The organism is Streptomyces sp. NBC_01451, assembly GCF_036227485.1.
GTDB lineage: Bacteria > Actinomycetota > Actinomycetes > Streptomycetales > Streptomycetaceae > Streptomyces.
The window spans coordinates 8,685,462-8,705,259 of record NZ_CP109479.1 but is presented as its reverse complement, the minus strand read 5'-3'; the positions used below and the strand labels follow the sequence as shown (position 1 = coordinate 8,705,259).

Genomic DNA, 19,798 nt, shown 5'->3' with positions numbered 1-19,798 from the left:
AGCGACGCCGCGTGAGCGAGTCCGGCTTCGGCGTGGGTGAAGCCCTGCCTGCACGCCCGCGGCAAGGTCCACTGGAGAGGAGCCACACCCGGCTCAGCGCGGGTTCCGAGGAGATTCGTTGCGCAGCCTCCAGATTTCCTTCCACTGGCGGGTGTGATCGGCCGCCAACAGCGGGTCGGGCGCGTCGGCCCGCCGCACCGCGAGGCTGACCCCGCATCCCCTGCACAGTTGGTGGATCCGGTAGACACCGTCGTGCCAGGCGCTGGTGTTGTCCCGGCTTCCGCATACACGGCACGTCAGGGCAGGAGCTTTCGCGGGCGGGACCGCCGACCGAAGCACCCGCTCGACGACCACTGGCAGCGGCTCGTCGGGATGGAGTGTCGGCTCGGGACAGTAGGCGATGTTCCCCCACCCGTGCTGTCGGCCCCGCCAGGACTCGTCTGCCTTCACCTGCCGCATGCCACGCGCTTTGTCCGCTCGGCGACTGAAGGCGTAGGCACGTTCATCGGCGAGCCAGAGCTGTCGGGCACGGTGCAACTCCTCTACGGCCCGTATGAGCGAGTTCGGATCCTTCTCCAGATCCTTGGGGATACCCGCGCTGACGCAGAGGTAGTGGTAGGTGGCTCGGAAGCCGTAGGGCGCGAAGTGGACGAGGCAGGACCGCAGATTTGTATGCCGGACACGCACGGGCAGGACCTCGCCGTGGACCCGTCTCCGGTGCGTGTTGAAGCTGCTCATCCCAGGACGCTACGGCGTGGCGAGCACGGACAGCACTTCACTTTGGCGGCCCACGGCTTCACCCCGGCCGTGCGGAAAAGGGCTGCGCCGCGAAAGCCGGGTCCGGGCATGATTCCACCGTGCGTAAGGACCAGAGCGATCGCGGGCGGGCCCGATACACGCTGACCGGGACGGCGCACGGCCACGCCTGGGGCGTCTGCGCAGAAGCGGAAGGGCTGTTCGGGGAACCCCTGCGTGGGACATACGAGCTGTTCGGCTGGGTTGGCGAAGGAGCCGAGGTGCGCGGCTGGGCAGGCACCCGGGTGTGGCTGGTGCCGGAGGACGAGGCAGTCGGGCCCTGGCTGTTGGAGGACGCGGAGAGCGGAGGGCAACTGCTCGCGACAGACAGCCTCGTGCTCACCGGTCTGGACGACTACGAAGGTCCGCCCGAGGGGCACAGGGGTCCCGTCCGAGTGCACGACGGGCACCGGTGGCTGGGCTCCTGCCGGTAATTCACCCGTGTCCTGCCGCCCGAGCGGATGGCGCCCGCACTCGTCCTGCGGGGGCTCGCCCAGGGTGATCGGCTGCGGGCAGCGCTGACGAAGGGCACCCGGCGGGCGCTGGAACTGGAGGAGGCCGCCCTGGAGATACACGACGACCGGGGCGAGCCGCTCACCGAGCGACCGCTGTGGGCCGAAGTCAGCGCCTGGCACCCATCCTCCTACGGGACAGATCTGATCGACCTGGAACTCGACGGAGAACTCTTCACGCCCGTTGCCGATTACGCCCGGCCCATCTGGGAGCGCTGGTTCGCCGGGCCGCCGGACACTCTGAATACCTGGGCCGGCCTCGACACCCGCCGCCGCGGGGCCTGGCTCGATCTCGTCCGGGAACGGGCCTGCCGCCGCACCCACCACGACCGGCCCGCAGATCACGCCTACCAACTCGACGGCCGGCACATCACCGACGTACCAGGCCTCTACCTGGCGCTCGGCGAGGCGGTGAACGGACCGGGTGGCTACTTCGGCGGCGGTCTGGACGCACTCGACGACTGCCTGCGCGGCACCTTCGGCTACACCGCCCCCGCAACCCTGCTCTGGCGGGACGCCGCGACCGCACGCGAACACCTGTCCCGGACCCTCACACCGGACGGCCGGCCCTACGACCTGTTCGCCGGACTCCTCGATGTCCTGGCCGAGGGCGGCATGCACGTCAGCCTGGCATGAGCGATTCCCCGATACCAGGCACCGGGGCTGCCCACCACGTCCGACGTGGTACTGCCCAACAGGGCCCCTCTCTCAATGGCCCTGAGGGGCGTCGAGACGGCCACTCGCCACAGCAGCAGCCGCGTCCCCGGTCAGCCAAGAACACTGGGCTAGACGGTGACATGGGCGTAGACCAAGGGCGCGGCCACCTTGCTCTCGTCGACGGTCAGCAGGGCGGTTCCCACGGTGTCGCCCTGCTCGGGAATGTCCGCGTAGAGGCCGGCGAGGTGCCCCTTGGTTCCGATCTTCCAGGGAAGCTCGACGGAGTCGATGTCGTCCTGATCCAGGACGGCGTCATCGGCTGTCAGGTCTCCGGTGGTCTTGTCCAGCGAGGTCAGGAACCCCTTGAGGCCCGCAGGGGTGGTGCGGAAGCGCAGATAGAGGTCCTGGCTGCTCTCCGCGCTGCCGTCGCCCGGGACCACCAGGTAGGAGGCGTCCCGGGCACCGGCCGGCACCGCGAGCCGGAAGGTCTTCTGGAGCGCGGCGCCGGGGATCCCGTGGCTCTCCTTCGGAGGCTTCGGCAGCGCATTGTCCTTGAACCCGGAGAGCCCGAGTGGCGCAGCAAGGATCGCCCCGGCGACGACCAGGAACACACAGCAGGCCACTACCAGAAGCGCGACGGGCAGCCGCCTTTCGCGCTCCGGACTCGTCATGTCCGCCATCAGGGTTTCTTCCTCATAGTGGAGGTGCCTCGGACGTCGAAGTTCCGGGCAAGCCCGGTCGGTGACCCCCAGCTGGTCCCGGGCGTGACAGGTGAAGTTGCGTTCCAACAGGTCTGCGACGGATGGGGTGATGTGAATTTTGGCGCGGGGCGCCGGTTGCCGGGCAGGCCGTGCAGACCGGCACACTGCATCTGGAGTTCCACGGTGCCGTGGCTGACGTGAACGCTCAGCCCGAGACCGGGTTCGGCGTGGACCGGGCGTGAGCCGTAGGTGCCGCGGGAAACGGTGTGGACGCCCACCATAGCCTCGGTCGGCCAGGCACACTGGACCAGGCGGTTCGACTGCGGACGGCTGGGCCGGGCGTAGTACCCGGACTCGGCGACGTTCAGCAACCGGCGGGCCGGCTGCACCGGGAGGTGCTCACAAGCCATTGCACGGATGGCTTCGAACCGCTTTTTGGGGGACTTCACCTCACCCAGCAGTTCGGCAGCCCGACGGTGGATGGCCGACTCGCCCTCCAACTCGGCGATACGTTTGCGGCCACAGCGATCTCGGCGACCTTCCTTCCGGATACGACGAGATCGCGGACCTTACGGTGTCGGCGTACACATCCGCGTGCTCAGCCGCGTACGGCTGCGCGTATGGATGTACGTGCTCAACTCCTGGCCGGACCGGTCAAGGGAACCTGATCGGTTGCGGTCTCAGTGACGGGCTCTGGTCGCCCTGTGGTGCGTCGAGCGGACGAGGACGGAGACCAGGGAAGCCAAATCCGCCGCGCCGACGGCGTCGTCCGCGTAGCGCGTGGTCTGCAAGGGGCCGACCTGATCAAGCCGAACTCCCTCCAGCTCCAGGACATAACCGAGGGTGAGCATGGCGAGGCGGGCGTTGCCGTCCGGGAAGGGGTGGAAAAAGGCCACGTCAAGGTAGGCCCTGGCCGCACGGGAGGCCAAGGGGACTCCCGGGTCGGCGCTCTCGCGCAGACAGTCCTCGAAGTCCCGCCGGGTGTGTGGCGTGAGCGCGTAGCGTTCCCGGCCGCCCTTGGCGAAAGCATCGCCTTGCCGGAACGGAACCTCGGTCATGCCAAGGACAAGCCGCTGCCATTCAGCCAGAAGCGCCCAGGTGAGGGGGCGTCCACGAGATGCGTCCGCGCGCGACTGAGCCAGCGCCGCGAGCAACCGGTCGCCCCGAGCCGGATCTGAGCGACGGTCCCCCACATCGCACCAGATGCACAGGCCATCCACGGCCGCCTCGACCGGGGCTGGCGTCTCAGCGACCGCGAAGGCCCAGTCGATCTGGTTTCTGACATGGCACCAGGCAGCCAAGGAGTCAACGGTCACGGTAAGGCCGCTCACCGGTCAGGCCTTCGGCAAGATCCTCTCCCACGGCGTCGACCAGGGTCCGTGACGGCGTCGTCCAGCTCTTGAACCGTCCGCCAATCGCGGCGTCGACCGCGTCCTTCGCGGTCTCCGGCTCCATGCCCGTGGATGAGAGGAACCACGTCAGCACCGTGCGGCAGAGCCCGTACCAGCCGCATTCGGCACCCGTGCGGTCCACGACCACCGTCACCAGTCGGGTGGCCGCCCGTTCCAGGTGCCAGCTTCGATCCTCGGCATCCGCCCCGGCGGGCGGCGCCAACCGCGCGAACCGCTCGGCCAGCTCCTCCAGCCAGTCGCGCCACTCCAGAAGTGACGCGACGACCCCGGCGGCCGTCGCTGAGGGCTCGCCCACGGAATGGGAGGTACAGCACCAGCTGGTGACGACGCCACCACCACCTCCCTCGCCGACCGCCCAATGCCATCCGCAGGCCCATCGACCGTATCGGGCAGCCAGCAGCGCCGTGACCTCGGCGGTGAAGCGATGCCCCTCTTCCCACCCGGCACCGGCAGGAGGAACCATCGAGGCAATCACTGTGGCGACCCGAGAGCCCTCCTCATCGTCCCAGTCGAAGGCGATGAGGTCGGGATCGACGGCAGACCACGGCAACCAGGCCGGGGCGAGCTCGTAATTGACGGCCGTGGCGTTCCTCCAGAATCGGGCAGGTCAGGGCGACCGAGCGATCGTGCCAAAGGCTCGCGGCTTTGTCACACATGTTTCCGGCGCAGCCGATCCACTGTCATGGCGCGCAGCGTGACGCTGTCGGGTCACTCGCTCCGCGCGAGGCGGCGGCACCCGGCCAGGCACGTTCATCTGTGGGCGGCTGCACACTTTGAGGTGCACGCCGACATCCCTTCGCGTATTGCGCGCAACGCGTCTGCGGATCGTCGGCGACGTGGTCGTAGTCGTCGTGGCACTGCTGATCACCGTTGCTGCTGACCGACCCCGACCGGGGCACAGGTCGGGGACAGGCATCCGCTCGACTCCCACAGCGGCATGGGCACGTTGCGGATCCCCAGCCCGCTATTGCGCGACCCGGGTACAGAACCTGGCCCTCAGCAGCACGCTGATGCGAGTTCCAGCCCCTGCGCCGTCAGATCACCGACGTCGTCCGCTCCATCCTCTGCTACGACGCCCAGGGCGACGCCGGACTCCCCCGAAGCTGGGGATTCCTGGGCTTGGGACTCGCGGTCGCGTGCCCCTTCGGCTTCGCCTTGACCCGGTTCTACGACCGCAAGGGACTGCATCGCATTCCCGCCGACGAGGAACCGCAGCCGGTCCTCGCTCGGACGCAGACCGACGACCCCTGAGAGGCCGGGCTGCTCACGACCACCCAGATACTAACTTTGTTGACCAACGGCGTGGATGGGATCGTCGCGGTCAGCCGTCGGCCCGGAGCGCGGCCGTGCGCTGTTCGATCCTGCGCAGCGCCATGTCCCCCCACTGGAGGTTCTCCCGCTCGAACGACATCCCGCGCAGCAGGGTGAGATACGGGCCGATGCGCTCGGCCTCGGCGAAGTACGCCTCCTCGGAGCGCCCGTCGAGCAGGCGCCGCCGGAGCCGCTCGTAGCGGGCCAGCTTGGCGGTGGCCCACTCCATGCGCTCCGTGATGGCGGTCCGGACCGCTTCCATGTCCCCCGCGTCCAGGCACTGCACCTTGACAAGCAACTCGTCCCGGATTACCGCCGGTTTGACCAAGGACTCGGCGGTGTAGGCGTGGACGGCCTTCCGCCCGGCCGCCGTCAAGGAGAACAGCCGCTTGTTGGGGCGGCGCTTCTGCTCGACGACACGGGCCGTGACAAGCCCTTCGGTCTCCATGCGATCCAGCTCCCGGTAGAGCTGCTGAGGCGTCGACATCCAGAAGTTGGCGACCGTCGCATCGAACGCCTTCGCGAGGTCGTACCCGGACGCCTCGCCCTCCAACAGCGCGGCCATCACCGCGTTCCGCAAAGCCATGAAAGCAAGCTAACAGACTAATCAACAAAGTGACTAATAATCCACGACTCCCTGTAGACAAGGCTCAGGGGCCCCTCTAACCTCCAAAGCACCTATTCACATTTCTGAGTATGAGAGGTGGGCTCATGCACCCCTTCCGCAAGGCCGTCGAGAGTCGCGACCTGGACGCCGTGGCCGCCCTGCTGGCCGACGACGTCGTCTTCACCAGCCCCGTCACCTTCAAGCCGTACCCGGGCAAGGCCATCACCGCGGCGATCCTGCGCGGCGTGCTCCGGGTCTTCGAGGACTTCACCTACGTCCGCGAGATCGCCAACCCCGACGGCCGCGATCACGCCTTCGTCTTCACCGCCACCGTCGCCGGCAAGCAACTCCAGGGATGCGACTTCCTGCACTTCGACGACGACGGGAAGATCGACGAGTTCACGGTGATGGTGCGACCGCTCTCCGCCGCCCAGGCGCTCGGCGAGGCCATGGGCGCCCAGTTCGAGCAGATCGCCCGAGAGGCCGCCGAACAGTAACCACGGGCAGCACGTCGATCCGCTCGTACGTCTCGGCATCGATCACCAAGGCGGCACAGCGGTGCCGTTGGCGCAGAGCGAGGTCGTCGACGCCGATCACGCGGGGCGTCCGCCCGGTTGACAGCGGGATGCGCAGCAGGGCGCGCAGGGCCGTGCGGCGAACAGGCCCGCCGCGAGCATCGCCGGCGAGCGAGATCCGCCCGGCCCGCCAACTCCTGCACCAAAGCCCTGACTTACCTGGTCAGACGGACCGGGCGTCGCAGGTGACGCTCAATGGGTATCTGTGTGCGGAAGGGCTGCCGGCAGCCGGGAGTGGGACACACCAAGCGCCGCTGCCATATACGGACGTCGAGGACGCCTGCCCGTCCGCAGCCTCTGTTTGAGGGCGTTGCGCCGCTCAGGGCGGTTGAGCAACAGCCACCGGACGGTGCCGTGTTGCTCGTCGAGCAGAGGTTCCATGCCGTTCAACGTGGCTCCGGGGCGGCGTAGTTCGATGCGCCGGCGGTTGCACAGCAGGTAGCCCCGGGGCTTGCCGCTCGGGGCTTGGGCAGGGCGTCGATGAAGGGACCGTGGGCGGCGTAGTGGGTGGTCATGAACAGCAGCCGGAGTTCGGTGGCCACCCCTGGCAGCAGATCGAGCAGGCGGGTCACCTGCCCACTCGGCCCAGGACCTCGGTGCCGTACTCGACCGGACGGCCGCCGCCGGATCCGGCCCCGCAACCGCGGGCCGGCCGACCGGCCGAGCGGAACCTGGTCGGTCTGCTGACCAAGGAACCCTCACTGCGACGTCTGCCGAGGGGCAGGCGCCCGTAGGAGGTCATCGCCTCTGCGGCAGGATGCCTGCCTCCTTTCGACCGAGCCGGCATGGCCACTTCGGCCTCCTTGCCCACCGGAGCAACGGATCGGCAGGCTCTCCCGTCGCTCCCGGTCAGGCTGGAGGCACCACGGGCAGGACGATGCGGGAGGGGCGCGCGGGGTCGTGGAAGACCTGCTGCCGGGCCACTCGGGACGTGGTCGCGCTCTCCTCGGGTTCGCCCGTGTTCAGGTTGCGGTCCCAGCGGGGGAAGTTGCTGGAGGTGACCTGGACCCGTATCCGGTGACCCGCCCGGAAGACGATGCTGGTCGACCACAGGTCCACGACGTGTTCGGCCGCCTCGCCCGGTGTCGCCGCACGCACCCGCACGATGCCGTCGGCCACATTGCGGGAGACACCGTTCTCGTCGACGTCGCACAGGCGTGCCACCCAGTCGGTCGAGACTCCGTCCGTAGCGGCGAAGAGCACCGCCCGGACCCGGCCGGTCACCTCCAGATCCTCGGCGAGCGGTTCGCTGGTGAAGACCAGGACGTCCTCACGCGCCTCCACAGCCGCCTGATCCAGCGGTCCGGGGCGGAACTCGTCGGTCATCAGCAACGCGCCGCCGGTGGTGGGCACCGGATCCGCCGGGTCGTAGGCGAACTCCTCGGCCTGCTCGGCGACACCGGGCGGCTCCTGTGTCAGGCGTCCGCCCGCACGCAGGTGGAAGTCCGTGTCCACCGCCCGCGACAGCGGCCATTCCGTCTCCTCGCGCCACTGGTTGACGCCCATGACGAACAGCAGCACCGCGCCCGTGTCCGGCTCCAGAGCCTCCCCCTCGCCGAGCGTGCGCTGGAACCAGTCGAGCTGGAGGCCGTTCAGGGGTCCGCGCATGCCCATGAAGGCGGAGTTCGCGCTGAACCCGAAGTTGACGTCGCCGATGACGTGCTGCTGGTTGGTGTGACTCCACGGACCCATGATCAGCGTGGCGGACCGGCCGGCCCGGCGCATGGCGGTGAAGTTGTCGAGCGTGCCCTGGGTGAAGATGTCGTACCAGCCGCCGACCTGGAAGGTGGGCAGGTCGACCTCGTCGTGCCGGCCCGCGACCCGGGCCGTGCGCGTCCAGTCGGGCTCGCGCCGCGAACGCTCGTAGCCCAGCTCAGGAAGGTCGTGCCGGGCGAACGCGGGAAACCGCCCAGCCGGCAGCTCCCCGTAACCGCCGCCCGCCAGGCCGTCCAGATCCTGTACGAGACCGACGAGGCTGCCGCCGAGCGCGGCGGGGTCGGTGCTGTGTCGACGCATCAGCGCGTCGGCGCCCATCATGAGGGACCAGGGCGCGGTAATGCCGAGTTCGATCGCGCCGCCGCGCGTCCACAGGCCGTCGTCCGGGTCGGACCACGTGACCATCGGCGCGATCGCCTTCAGCTCCGGCGGCTTCGACAGCGCCGCCATCCACTGCGTGTTGCCGAAGTAGCTGGCGCCGATCATGCCGACCGAGCCGTTCGAGCCGGGCAGGGCAGCAGCCCACCGCACGGTGTCGTACCCGTCGCTCTCCTCGTACGTCCACGGCTCCCACTCCCCCTCGGAGGCGAACCGGCCCCGCGTGTCCTGGACGACCACCATGAAGCCCCGCCGAGCCGCCGCCAGGGGATCGAGGAGGACGATCGCCAGAGCCATCTGCTTGCCGTACGGCAGCCTGCTCAGGAGCACCGGCCACGGTCCCGTGCCGCCGGGCCGGTAGACATCGGCGCGCAGCACCGTGCCGTCACGCATCTCGGCCGGAACGTCGAACTCGATCTGGATCTCCGCCATGTGCTGCTCCTTTGCCTGCCACGACGCTGTGGGGCACATGGTCGAACGTGGTCGTTGTCCCGCACTACACCCGAACGGGGGTGACTACGGCACTCCCGGAACACTCACGCCACCGCGTTCAGTACGTCGCCCAGCACATCGGACCGTTGCAGGGGCGATGGAGTGGCCCGCTCCCGGCACCTGCGTGCGTTCTGACGCGCCGTCGACCGCATGTGCACAGCTCACAGCTGGTGCGTGGGAAGCGTCCACGCCCGGAGCCTCGCTCACCGCCCGGTCGGGACTTCGCGGCGCGCGAGGTCGACCGGCTCCCGGTGAAGGCGATCTGACCTGCGGCGACGCGCAGCGAGGGAGGTGGGATCGGGACTCACCGCGCGGGAACCCTGTGCTCCAGAGAGGCAGCAACGGCCGATCTCCCGTTTCGCCAGAGCGGAAGGAGGATCGGCGGCAGCACCCAGGACGACCCTGGTCGCCCTGGGTCATCCCAGGAAACTCAACCGCACTTGCCGGTTGGGATTGGAGATGTTCGTGTCCACCAGGCAGACCGACTGCCACGTCCCCAGCTCCAGCCGCCCGCCCAGTACTGGCAGCGTGGCGTGCGGCGGGACGAGGGCCGGGAGTACGTGGTCGCGGCCGTGGCCCGGGGTGCCGTGCCGGTGCCGCCACCGGTCGTCGGAGGGGAGCAGGGTGTGCAGCGCGGCGAGGAGGTCGATGTCGCTGCCCGCACCCGTTTCGATGACGGCGATTCCGGCGGTGGCGTGCGGGACGAAGATGTTGAGAAGACCGTCCCGGCCGCCCGCCACCTCCCTCAGGAAGGTCTCGCAGTCGTGGGTGAGGTCGGCGACCGTCTCCTCCGTGCCGGAGGCGATGTTCAGGACTCGGGTGGTGAAGGCGTTGGACATGCGCCCCATCATCGCGCGGCCACCGGGGGCCTTCCTCGGTCCTGCTCCCGCTCCTTGATACCGGGGGTCCATTCCGCGAGACACCATTGACCGTGGTCCCGTCACCTGGCTACTTTCGGCGGCATGTTGCGTTCAGCCATGCTCACCACGCGCGGTCACATCGACCTGCTGCGGGTGGCCTCCGCCGCGTGTCGCCGCGGCTGCTGACGCCTTCTCCCCTCTTCACGCCCGCCTGGGCACCGCCCAACCCGCACGTCCGCGATCTGTCCTGATCCGCTTCGGACGCGGCGGCGCCGAGGCACACCCACTCCCCGGTCGCTCTCCTCCTCGTGGAGCACTCATGAGCATCAGCCATGCCCCACCCGGCACCCCCAAGCCCGACATACCGACTAATTCGGGGCCTGGTGCGCCCGAAGCCGCAACCGGTGACACCGGTGACACGGAGCGCGACCTCCCCGACCTCGAACCCATCGTCCCCAGTTCCACGCGCCGCACGCGCGTCCCCCGCTGGCTGCGCCGCACGTCGGGCCCACTACTGCTCCTCGCTCTCTGGCAACTCCTCAGCAGCACAGGCGCGTTGACGGCCGACATCCTCGCCTCACCCGGGCGGATCGCCCAGGTCGGCAGTGATCTGATCGCCGACGGTTCACTGGGCAACGCGATGGGGACCTCGCTCCAACGGGTCGCCCTGGGACTGCTCCTCGGCACTCTCATCGGCACCGGACTCGCCCTCGTCTCGGGCCTGTTCCGTGTCGGCGAGGATCTCGTCGACGCACCCGTCCAGATGCTGCGGACCGTGCCGTTCGTCGGCCTGATCCCCCTCTTCATCATCTGGTTCGGCATCGGCGAGGCCCCCAAGATCGCGATCATCACCCTCGGGGTGACCTTCCCTCTCTACCTCAACGTCTACGCCGGGATCCGCGGCGTGGACGCCCAGTTGATCGAGGCCGGGGAGTCGCTCGGGCTGTCCCGGTGGGGACTGGTCCGGCATGTCGTGCTGCCGGGCGCGCTGCCCGGGGCGATGACCGGCCTGCGTTACTCGCTCGGCATCGCCTGGCTCGCCCTCGTCTTCGCCGAGCAGATCAACGCGGACTCAGGTATCGGCTTCCTCATGGTGCAGGCGCGTGACTTCCTGCGGACCGACGTGATCGTGGTCTGCCTCATCGTCTACGCGTTCCTCGGCCTGCTGGCCGACTTCGTCGTCCGTACCCTCGAAAGGCTGCTGCTGCAATGGCGACCCACGTTCACCGGACGGTGACCTCACCTGCCGTGCGGGTCGAGGGGCTGACCCGGTCCTTCGACGGCCGTGCCGTCATCGACAACCTTCGACTCGACGTCCGACCGGGCGAGTTCGTGGCCCTGCTCGGCCGCAGCGGCTGCGGCAAGTCCACGCTGCTGCGCATCCTCGCCGGGCTCGACCGTGACATCACGGGCACCGTCCTCGTACCGCGCCGCAAGGCCGTCGCCTTCCAGGCTCCCCGGCTGATGCCGTGGAAGAAGGTGTGGCGCAACGTCCTGCTCGGACTGCCGGGCAAGCCCGGCCGGGAGATCGCCGAGCAGGCGCTCACCGAGGTCGGCCTCAGTCATCGTTCGGACGTCTGGCCCAAGACGCTGTCCGGCGGTGAGGCCCAACGCGCCTCGCTGGCGCGGGCGTTGGTGCGTGAACCCGACCTCTTGCTGCTGGACGAGCCGTTCGGCGCGCTGGACGCGCTCACCCGCATCAAGGCGCAGCGGCTGGTCGGCGAACTCTGGCAACGCCGGGGCTGCGCCGTCCTGCTGGTGACGCACGACGTCGAGGAGGCGGTGCTGCTCGCCGACCGCGTCCTGGTGATGGACGAGGGCGTCATCGCGTACGAGACGACAGTCGGCCTGGACCGCCCGCGCGACATCACCGACCCACGCTTCGCCGAGTTGCGCGCCGGACTCCTGGAACGCCTGGGCGTCGACACAGCCGCCGAAGCCGCCTGAGCCCGAGCCCTCGCAACTCCCCTCCCTCCTCCCCCGGTTCGCCCTCTCCGCCGCACAGAAACGATCGGAACGAACGACCATGCGACGACACCTCGTCCCCGCCGCTCTGCTCCTCCCCCTCGCCCTCCTCGCCTCGGCCTGCGGCGGGAACTCGGCCGCGGACTCCTCCATCGGCTCCGGCAGCGGTACCGACGGCAAGGGGTCTCTCACGCTCAACGTCGGTGACCAGAAGGGCGGTTCGGAGGCCGTGCTGCGGGCCGCCGGGGAACTCAAGAACCTGAACTACAGGATCAAGTGGTCCACCTTCACCTCCGGCCCGCCCCTCCTCGAAGCCGTCAACGCCAAGGCCGTCGACATCGGCAGTGTCGGAAACACTCCGCCGGTCTTCGCGGCCGGCGCCGGGTCCAGGATCACCGTGGTGGGCGCTCTGCGCGGCGGTTCCCGGGGCGAGGCGATCCTTGTCCCCAAGGATTCGAGGCTCAAGAAGGCCGCCGACCTCAAGGGCAAGTCCGTTGCCGTGGCGCAGGGTTCGTCCGCGCACTACCAGCTGATCGCCTCCCTCAAGCAGACCGGGCTGACCCTCGACGACATCAAGGTCAAGTACCTCCAGCCCGCCGACGCGCTGGCCGCGTACACCAGCGGCAGCGTCGATGCCTGGGCGGTGTGGGACCCGTACACCTCGCAGGTGCTCAAGGGCGGGCAGGGACGTGTCCTGGCCGACGGCGAAGGGGTGGTCAACGGGCTCAACTTCCAGGTGGCGGCGCCCTCCGCACTGGAGGACGGCAAGAAGGCGGCGGCCGTCAAGGACTTCGTGGAGCGGCTGCGGCGTGCCCAGGACTGGGTGTACGCGCACCCGGAGGCGTGGGCCAAGGTGTGGGCGAAGGACACCGGGCTGCCGTACGACGTGGCGCTCGCGTCGGTGAACCGGTCCAACGCGACCCGTATCCCGGTGGCGATCGACGACGCGCTCGTCGCCTCCGAGCAGCGAATCGCGGACACGTTCACCGGCCTGAAGCTCATCCCGAACAAGGTCGACTTCGCGAAGTACGTGGACCGGCGCTTCAACGACGACCTGCCCCCGTCCACCACCGCTCCCCGCCCCAGCAAGGAGTCGTGAGCGCGCGATGACCGTCCGTCTCCACCGGATCGCCCACGGGCGGCGACGGCCGCACCCTCATGGACCGGCACCGGGTGCGAGGACGCCTGCCTGACGACCATGGCACTCGCCCGGCACAGCTGCGCTTCGGCGACCGCCTCGACCACCTTGACCACGACCGGCGCTACGCCCGCACCGACGAGTTCCTGTCCGTCGTACGACAGGCGTGGAGCGGTCGGCCGTACGACTTCGACGGTGAACACTGCCAGGTCGAGGACGGGCCGACGACCCTGCCGCCCGACCCGGTACCGCCGCTCTCTTTCGGTGGGTCCTCGGCCGCCACTGCTCCGGACGGGCGCCAGAGGCGGGCGTCGGTCTCGTGCGGGGCGGCCCGGACACCGCGCTCGTCGGCAGCCACTCCAAGGTCGCGTGGGGGGCACCTCCCACGCCCGTTCAGAACAGCGGGAGAAGGGCGAGGAGTACCACGCGCCGGGAGTCGAGCACTTAGCGCCCTCCGGCTCTCCGGCTCTCCGGCTCTCCGCATCTGAAGGAAGGATGAGGCGTACTGGTTCGGCGAGGGCGCAAGTCCGGAGCTGGCGGCTCGCGGGCTGCCGGAGCGCACCTGGGAAAAGTCGTCGCGGGAAGATCCTCGCCTCTCCCCCGGTTAGTAGAAGCGTGAACGATACCGGGATACGCGAGGGCGTACGAGAAGTCGATGTCGTCGTCATAGGCGCCGGCCAGGCCGGTCTGGCCGGCGCCTATCACCTGCAGCGCACCGGCTTCGTGCCGGAGCGCGACTTCGTCGTGTTCGATCACGCCCCGCATCCCGGTGGGGCCTGGCAGTTCCGCTGGCCGTCCCTCACCTACGGCAAGGTGCACGGGATGCACGCGCTGCCCGGCATGGAACTGACGGACGCCGATCCGGCGCGGCCGTCCGCCGAGGTAATCGGCGAGTACTTCGACACGTACGAGCGCACCTTCGATCTGAAGGTGCGCCGGCCGGTGGAGGTACGGGCGGTGCGCGAGGGCGTCGGAGACGGGCGGCTGCTCGTCGAGACCTCGGACGGTGACTGGTCCGCGCGAGCGCTGATCAATGCCACCGGCACCTGGGACCGACCGTTCTGGCCGCGCTATCCGGGCCAGGAGACTTTCCGGGGGCGGCAGTTGCACACCGCGCAGTATCCCGGGCCCCAGGAGTTCGCCGGGCAGCGGGTGGTCGTGGTGGGCGGGGGTGCGTCCGGTACCCAGCACCTGATGGAGATCGCTCCGTACGCCGCAGCGACCACGTGGGTGACCCGGCGTCCGCCGGTCTTCCGTGAGGGGCCCTTCACCGAGGAGTTCGGGCGGGAGGCCGTCGCCCTCGTGGAGGAGCGGGTACGCCAGGGGCTGCCGCCGAAGAGTGTCGTGTCGGTCACCGGGCTTCCCCTCAACGACGCGATCCGGCAGGCACGCGCCGACGGTGTCCTCGACCGGCGGCCCATGTTCGACCGGATCACCCCGGACGGGGTCGAGTGGGCCGACGGGCAGCGCGTCGACGCCGACGTGATCCTCTGGGCGACCGGTTTCCGGGCCGCGATCGACCATCTGGCACCGCTCAGGCTGCGCGAGCCCGGCGGCGGCATCCGTATCGAGGGGACGCGCGCGGTCGCCGACCAGCGTGTCCATCTGGTCGGCTACGGACCGTCGGCGAGCACCATCGGCGCCAACCGGGCCGGGCGGGCGGCCGTACGGGACATCAGGCGACTGCTCGACCAGGAGCCGGCCGCTGTCTGACGCCCCGTACGGTTTCGTGGCCCGTCAGGTCACCTGGCGGGCTGCCCGCTCTGCCGCCCCTGGGCCGGGCTCTTCTGGTTCTTCTGGTTCTGGTTGAACTCGGCGACGTTGCGCTGGTGTTCGGCGTAGTCGGCCGTGAAACGGGTGTCGCCGGGCTTGACGGTGACGAAGTACAGCCAGTCGCCCGGCGTCGGGTTGATGGCGGCGCGCATGGCCTCCTCGCCGGGGTTGGCGATCGGTGTGGGCGGCAGGCCCATGCGCTGGTAGGAGTTGTACGGGCTGTTCAGCCGGGTGTCATCGGCCGTCGTCCTGAGTGTGGACCGGTTCAGCGCGTAGTTGATGGTCGAGTCCATCTGCAGCGGCATCCCGCGTTCGAGCCGGTTGAAGATGACCCGGGCCACCTTCCCCATGTCCTGCTTGCCGGCGGCCTCGGCCTGGACGATGCTCGCGATGGTGACGGCCTGGTAGACGTTCATGGCGTTGCGCTGCGCCCCGGCGGTGACCGGCGGACCGCCGAACTTCTGGTTGGCGGTGTCGACCATGAACGACAGCAGGGATTCCGGGGTGGCCTTCTCCTTCAGCGGATAGGTCGCCGGGAAGAGATAACCCTCGGGGTTGCCCTCGGCGTCGGTGGGGAGTTTCAGCCGGGCCTTGCCGAGCGACTTCTTCGTGCTCCCGGCCGGCAGGGCGAGCGCCTTGTCGACCGCCTCGTACACCTGGATGGAGCGCCAGCCCTCCGGGATCAGGAGGGAGGTCGGCCGGGGGTCCCCTTCGCTGTCGACGCTCAGCAGCGGCACCGCCACGGCGGTGGCCGCGACGACGGCACCGGTCGCGATGAGGACGGCCCGGCCACGGCGCGTCAGGCGAATCGTTCTCCGTGACGGAGTGTTCATCTGCATGCGGGCACGGTAACCCGCAAAGCATCATAAACCCGACATATCTTCATCTTGTCCGACCGCACATGTCACCCGGTCGGCTCCAGTTGGGCGTCCCTGCGTACGAGGGCCGCGTACCGCCCGTCCTGCCGCAGCAGCTCCTCGTGCGTGCCCCGCTCGACCGCGTGCCCGGAGTCCAGGACCACGATCTGGTCGGCACCCCGGACGGTGGACAGCCGGTGCGCGATGGTGAGCGTGGTGCGGTTGGCCGACAGGGCGTCGATGGCCTCCTGGACGGCGTGTTCGGTGCGCGTGTCCAGGGCACTGGTCGCCTCGTCCAGAATGAGGACGGGCGGGTCTCGCAGGATCGTACGGGCGATGGCGAGGCGCTGTTTCTCGCCCCCGGAGAAGCGGTGGCCGCGCTCGCCGACAACCGTGTCGTACCCGTCGGCCAGGGACGAGATGTGGTCGTGGATCTGGGCCGCCCTCGCCGCCGCGTGCAGTTCCTCGTCGGTGGCGTCCGGTTTGGCGAAGCGCAGGTTGTCGGCGACCGTGGCATGGAAGAGGTACGTCTCCTGGGAGACGACGCCGACCGCGCGGGCGAGCGTGTCGAAGTCGAGGTCGCGGACGTCGACGCCGTCGATGGTGACCCGGCCGCCCGTCACGTCGTACAGCCGGGGCACGAGGTGGCCCAGCGTGGACTTGCCCGCGCCGGTGGGGCCGACGATCGCCAGGCTGCCGCCCGCCGGGACGGTGATGTCGACGCCGTCGAGGATCGGGCGGCTCTTGTCGTCGTAGCGGAACTCGACGTTCTCCAGGCGGACTTCACCCTTGATCGTGTCGAGGTGGATCGGGTTCTCGGGCTCGGTGATGTCGATGGGCAGGTCGAGGTACTCGAAGATGCGCTGGAAGAGCGCGAGCGAGGCCTGGATCTGGACGCCGGTGCTCAGCAGGCTGACGGCCGGCCGGAACAGTCCCTGCTGGAGGGAGACGAAGGCGACGAGCGTGCCGATCGAGACGGTCGGGCCGCCGAACTGGAGGGCGAGGCCCGCGGTCCAGTAGATGACGGCGGGCATCGCGGACATGACGATGCCGATGACGGCCATCCGCCAGCGGCCGGCCATGCTGGAGCGCACTTCGAGGTCGACCAGCCCCTCGGACTCCTCCGCGAAGGCGCGGGTGAGCGAGTCGGCTCGGCCCATCGTGCGGCCGAGAAGGATGCCGCTGACCGACAGCGACTCGGTGACCGTGGCGGCCATCGCCGCCATCTGTTTCTGGCGCTGGGTGGTGATCCGCTTGCGTTCGTTGCCGACGCGGCGGCTGATCCACACGAACACCGGCAGCAGGAGCAGCGAGACGACGGTCAGGCGCCAGTCCAGGGCGACCATCGCGACGATCGTGGCGACCACGCTGGTGAAGTTGGAGACGAGCGAGGTCGCGGTGGAGGTGACGGTGGCCTGCATACCGCCGATGTCGTTGGCGATGCGCGACTGGACCTCGCCCGTTCGGGTGCGGGTGAAGAAGGCGAGCGACATGCTCTGCAGCCGGCCGTAGACGGCGGTGCGCAGGTCGTGCATGACGCGCTGGCCGACGGTGGTGGAGATCAGTGTCTGCAGCACGCCGAGGACGCCACCGAGGACGGCGCTGACGATCATGCCGAGGGCGAGCAGGCTGAGCAGCCCGGTGCGGCCCTCGGGGATCGCGACGTCGAGGGTCTCCTTGAGGAGGAAGGGTGTCGCGACGGAGACGAGGGACGCCGCAGCGACGAGCAGGCCGACGACGGCGAGCCGGCCGCGGTAGGGGCGGAAGAGTTTCAGGATGCGGCGGACCTGGCGCGGCTGTTCCGCCGAGTCGGCGGACGGTGTCCAGGCGGGTTGGCGGTCGGGTTTCATGGGCTCCTTCGGGAGACTCGGCGATGACGATTGGCGGAGCATAGCTCATTGTTACCTATACTCACAATGAACTGCATCCTGATATTGTTCCCGCATGAGTTCCCCCGACGCCGACGGTCCGCTCGCCGACCAGTTGCTGAGCCTGACCCGCCGTCTGCACCGCAGCCACAAGCACCAGCTGGAAGCGCGCGGAGTCGGCATCACCCCGGCCCAGTCACGGCTGCTGCGCACCCTCTCGCACCACCTCCAGCACCACGGTTCCCCGCCTCGGATGGCCGATCTGGCGGAGCGCCTGGAGGTCGTGCCCCGCGCGGTGACGACGCTGGTGGACGCGCTGGAGGCGAGCGGCAAGGTGCGCCGGGTGCCCGATCCCGACAACCGCCGGGTGATCCGGATCGAACTCACGGACGACGGGCGCAAGGCGCTGAGCGAGCTGCGCGGAGCACGCAGGGCGGCGGCGGAGGAGATTCTCGCACCGCTGACGGACCTGGAGCGCAACGTACTGGGCGGGCTGCTGAACACACTGATGGACGGGGGCAGCGGGTCGCCCGAGCGGCGCTGCTAGGGGCCGGGGCGGCACCGTTCCCGCAGCGGAACGGGCCGTGGGTCCACCTCCGGAATGCTGGAGGTGGACCCACGGCCCGTTCGAGACGGCAGAGTTGCCGAAGGTCAGCTCGCGGGCTCCTTGGCTTCGGACACCTGGGCCGGAACCACCAGCGCCTTCGCCGCTTCCTTCACCTCCGCCGTTTCGTTCACGTCCGCCGCCTCCTGCACGTCCGCCGCTTCCGGCGCGTCGTCGTCCTCCGAGATCACGATCTCCCGGTCCAGCACCTTCTTGGCGCGCTCCAGATCCAGGGCACCCTCCCAGCGGGAGACCGCGAAGACGGCGACGCAGTTGCCGAGCAGGTTCGTGACGACGCGCATCGAGTCCATGATGCGGTCGACGCCGAGCAGCAGGGCGACGGCACCGGCCGGGATCGCCCCGAGCGAGGAGGCGGTCGCGGACAGGGCGAGGAAGGCCGAACCGGGGATGCCGGCCATGCCCTTGCTGGTGAGCATCAGCACCAGGATCACGGTGATCTGCTGACCGAGGCTGAGGTCCACGCCCACGGCCTGGGCGATGAACAGAGTGCCGATGGAGAGATAGAGCGAGGCGCCGTCGAGGTTGAAGGAGTACCCCGTGGGCAGCACCAGGCCCACGGCGTCGTCGCGGGCGCCGGCCTTGCGCAGCTTCAGCATCACGCGCGGCATCACGGACTCGGTGGACGCGGTGCCGAGCGCGAGGAGCATCTCCTCACGGATGTAGCGGAGGAACTTCCAGAGGCTGAGCCCCGTGACCATCTTGAGAGCGACGGCGAGCAGCGCGATGAAGAGCGCGGCAGCCGCGTAGCAGAGGATGATCAGCTTGGCGTAGGTCTCGATCACGCCGAGTCCGTACTGGCCGATCAGGACCGCCATCGCGCCGAACACCGCGATCGGGGCGAGCCGCATGATGAAGCCGACGACCGCGAAGATGATCTCCTGGGCCTGCTCGATGGCGGGCAGCACCTTCGGCACCTTGGTGTGGCCGAGGTGGAGCAGCGCGGCGCCCACCAGGCAGGCCAGGATCAGCACCTGGAGGAGTTCGTTCTCGGCGAAGGCACCGATGAAGCTGGTGGGAATCGCGTTGACGATGAACTCGGTCGTCGAGGGCAGCGAGCCACCGCCCGTCTTCGCGTCGATCGCGGAGGTGTCGAGCGTGGCCGGGTCGACGTTCATGCCCGAGCCGGGCTGGACGATGTTGGCGGCGAGGAGCCCGATGACCAGGGCGAGCGTGCTCGCCACCTCGAACCAGATCAGGGCCTTGAGCCCAATCCGGCCGAACGCCTTGAGGTCTCCGGCCTTGGCGATGCCGACGACGACCACGCAGAACACGAGCGGCGAGATGATCGTCTTGATCAGCCGGGTGAAACCGTCGCCGAGCGGCTTGAGATCCGTGGCCACGTCGGGCCACAGCTTGCCGACGACGATGCCGAGCACCAGCGCGACGGCAACCTGCGCGAACAGTGAGGTACGCAGTATGCGTGCGACGCGTCGCGGCAGGGACGGTACGGACTGCGGCACGAGCACTCCTCCAGGAAGTTTCTGGGATGCGGAAAAGTCCTTCCGCGTCGCACACTATTGAGGAGTCTTGGATCCCGTCTGCAACCTCCGTATTTC

General features: G+C 69.2%; 19 protein-coding genes and 3 pseudogenes. 11 read left to right on the top strand and 11 right to left on the bottom strand.

Going from position 1 to position 19,798, the window contains the following annotated elements:
- Nucleotides 1-93: 93 nt before the first annotated feature.
- A complete protein-coding gene (locus OG595_RS38360; RefSeq protein ID WP_329280331.1) occupies nt 94-738 on the bottom strand; it encodes a hypothetical protein in 645 nt (214 codons plus the stop codon).
- Nucleotides 739-857: 119 nt separating this feature from the next.
- Between OG595_RS38360 and OG595_RS38355 the strand changes: the two are divergent.
- Nucleotides 858-1,943: pseudogene (locus OG595_RS38355) on the top strand (barstar family protein).
- A 149-nt stretch (nt 1,944-2,092) separates the two neighbouring features.
- Here the strand turns inward: OG595_RS38355 and OG595_RS38350 are convergent.
- The 3 genes from OG595_RS38350 to OG595_RS38340 all read right to left on the bottom strand — a co-directional run bounded on the left by OG595_RS38350 (nt 2,093) and on the right by OG595_RS38340 (nt 4,627).
- The gene (locus OG595_RS38350) at nt 2,093-2,644 is read right to left on the bottom strand and encodes a hypothetical protein (RefSeq protein ID WP_329280328.1); all 552 of its coding nucleotides are present in this window, start codon (nt 2,642-2,644) and stop codon (nt 2,093-2,095) included.
- 701 nt (nt 2,645-3,345) lie between these two features.
- The gene (locus OG595_RS38345) at nt 3,346-3,858 is read right to left on the bottom strand and encodes a Fic family protein (protein ID WP_329283519.1); all 513 of its coding nucleotides are present in this window, start codon (nt 3,856-3,858) and stop codon (nt 3,346-3,348) included.
- A gap of 112 nt (nt 3,859-3,970) precedes the next feature.
- On the bottom strand, nt 3,971-4,627 hold the full coding sequence (locus tag OG595_RS38340; RefSeq protein WP_329280326.1) for a hypothetical protein: 657 nt from the start codon (nt 4,625-4,627) through the stop codon (nt 3,971-3,973).
- A gap of 569 nt (nt 4,628-5,196) precedes the next feature.
- On the opposite strand from OG595_RS38340, the gene OG595_RS38335 reads away from it, so the two are divergent.
- Nucleotides 5,197-5,328 carry a hypothetical protein gene (locus OG595_RS38335; protein ID WP_329280324.1) on the top strand — a complete coding sequence of 44 codons (132 nt, stop codon included), beginning with the start codon at nt 5,197-5,199 and terminating at the stop codon, nt 5,326-5,328.
- Between the two features lie 70 nt (nt 5,329-5,398).
- Here OG595_RS38335 and OG595_RS38330 read toward each other — a convergent pair whose 3' ends face one another.
- On the bottom strand, nt 5,399-5,974 hold the full coding sequence (locus OG595_RS38330) for a PadR family transcriptional regulator (RefSeq protein WP_329280322.1): 576 nt from the start codon (nt 5,972-5,974) through the stop codon (nt 5,399-5,401).
- 125 nt (nt 5,975-6,099) lie between these two features.
- Between OG595_RS38330 and OG595_RS38325 the strand changes: the two genes are divergently transcribed.
- On the top strand, nt 6,100-6,492 hold the full coding sequence (locus tag OG595_RS38325) for a nuclear transport factor 2 family protein (protein WP_057616073.1): 393 nt from the start codon (nt 6,100-6,102) through the stop codon (nt 6,490-6,492).
- On the opposite strand, the pseudogene OG595_RS38320 reads toward OG595_RS38325, so the two are convergent.
- A pseudogene (locus OG595_RS38320) lies at nt 6,425-6,860 on the bottom strand (ISL3 family transposase); the annotation flags it as partial. The gene OG595_RS38325 and the pseudogene OG595_RS38320 overlap by 68 nt on opposite strands.
- 201 nt (nt 6,861-7,061) lie before the next feature.
- Here OG595_RS38320 and OG595_RS38315 point away from each other — a divergent pair.
- Nucleotides 7,062-7,304, top strand: coding sequence for a hypothetical protein (locus OG595_RS38315; protein ID WP_329280318.1), 243 nt, complete (start codon nt 7,062-7,064; stop codon nt 7,302-7,304).
- Between the two features lie 115 nt (nt 7,305-7,419).
- Here the strand turns inward: OG595_RS38315 and OG595_RS38310 are convergent, their stop codons facing one another.
- Both OG595_RS38310 and OG595_RS38305 read right to left on the bottom strand, forming a co-directional pair.
- Nucleotides 7,420-9,096 (bottom strand): CocE/NonD family hydrolase, encoded by a 1,677-nt coding sequence (locus OG595_RS38310; RefSeq protein WP_329280316.1) that lies wholly within the window; start codon nt 9,094-9,096, stop codon nt 7,420-7,422.
- A gap of 476 nt (nt 9,097-9,572) precedes the next feature.
- Nucleotides 9,573-9,995, bottom strand: coding sequence for a YjbQ family protein (locus OG595_RS38305; protein ID WP_329280315.1), 423 nt, complete (start codon nt 9,993-9,995; stop codon nt 9,573-9,575).
- A 123-nt stretch (nt 9,996-10,118) separates the two neighbouring features.
- On the opposite strand from OG595_RS38305, the gene OG595_RS45495 reads away from it, so the two are divergent.
- The 6 genes and pseudogenes from OG595_RS45495 to OG595_RS38280 all read left to right on the top strand — a co-directional run bounded on the left by OG595_RS45495 (nt 10,119) and on the right by OG595_RS38280 (nt 14,832).
- On the top strand, nt 10,119-10,202 hold the full coding sequence (locus OG595_RS45495; protein WP_351276907.1) for a putative leader peptide: 84 nt from the start codon (nt 10,119-10,121) through the stop codon (nt 10,200-10,202).
- Nucleotides 10,203-10,335: 133 nt separating this feature from the next.
- Nucleotides 10,336-11,253, top strand: a complete 918-nt coding sequence (locus tag OG595_RS38300) for an ABC transporter permease (protein WP_329280313.1) — start codon at nt 10,336-10,338, stop codon at nt 11,251-11,253.
- Nucleotides 11,226-11,963 carry an ABC transporter ATP-binding protein gene (locus OG595_RS38295; RefSeq protein ID WP_329280311.1) on the top strand — a complete coding sequence of 246 codons (738 nt, stop codon included), beginning with the start codon at nt 11,226-11,228 and terminating at the stop codon, nt 11,961-11,963. The genes OG595_RS38300 and OG595_RS38295 overlap by 28 nt, the downstream gene beginning before the upstream one ends.
- Nucleotides 11,964-12,042: 79 nt before the next feature.
- Nucleotides 12,043-13,080 carry an ABC transporter substrate-binding protein gene (locus OG595_RS38290; protein ID WP_329280309.1) on the top strand — a complete coding sequence of 346 codons (1,038 nt, stop codon included), beginning with the start codon at nt 12,043-12,045 and terminating at the stop codon, nt 13,078-13,080.
- 116 nt (nt 13,081-13,196) lie between these two features.
- Nucleotides 13,197-13,727: pseudogene (locus OG595_RS38285) on the top strand (LLM class flavin-dependent oxidoreductase); the annotation flags it as partial.
- 7 nt (nt 13,728-13,734) lie between these two features.
- Nucleotides 13,735-14,832, top strand: coding sequence for an NAD(P)-binding domain-containing protein (locus OG595_RS38280; protein ID WP_329280307.1), 1,098 nt, complete (start codon nt 13,735-13,737; stop codon nt 14,830-14,832).
- Between the two features lie 29 nt (nt 14,833-14,861).
- Here the strand turns inward: OG595_RS38280 and mltG are convergent, their stop codons facing one another.
- Together mltG and OG595_RS38270 are read right to left on the bottom strand one after the other, a co-directional pair.
- Nucleotides 14,862-15,731 (bottom strand): endolytic transglycosylase MltG, encoded by an 870-nt coding sequence (gene mltG, locus OG595_RS38275; protein ID WP_329280305.1) that lies wholly within the window; start codon nt 15,729-15,731, stop codon nt 14,862-14,864.
- A 65-nt stretch (nt 15,732-15,796) separates the two neighbouring features.
- Nucleotides 15,797-17,599: an ABC transporter ATP-binding protein gene (locus OG595_RS38270; RefSeq protein WP_329280303.1), complete on the bottom strand. Its 1,803-nt coding sequence runs from the start codon at nt 17,597-17,599 to the stop codon at nt 15,797-15,799.
- A gap of 94 nt (nt 17,600-17,693) precedes the next feature.
- On the opposite strand from OG595_RS38270, the gene OG595_RS38265 reads away from it, so the two are divergent.
- Nucleotides 17,694-18,164, top strand: coding sequence for a MarR family winged helix-turn-helix transcriptional regulator (locus OG595_RS38265; protein WP_329280301.1), 471 nt, complete (start codon nt 17,694-17,696; stop codon nt 18,162-18,164).
- 104 nt (nt 18,165-18,268) lie between these two features.
- Here OG595_RS38265 and OG595_RS38260 read toward each other — a convergent pair whose 3' ends face one another.
- The gene (locus tag OG595_RS38260; RefSeq protein WP_329280299.1) at nt 18,269-19,702 is read right to left on the bottom strand and encodes a cation:dicarboxylate symporter family transporter; all 1,434 of its coding nucleotides are present in this window, start codon (nt 19,700-19,702) and stop codon (nt 18,269-18,271) included.
- Nucleotides 19,703-19,798: the final 96 nt, after the last annotated feature.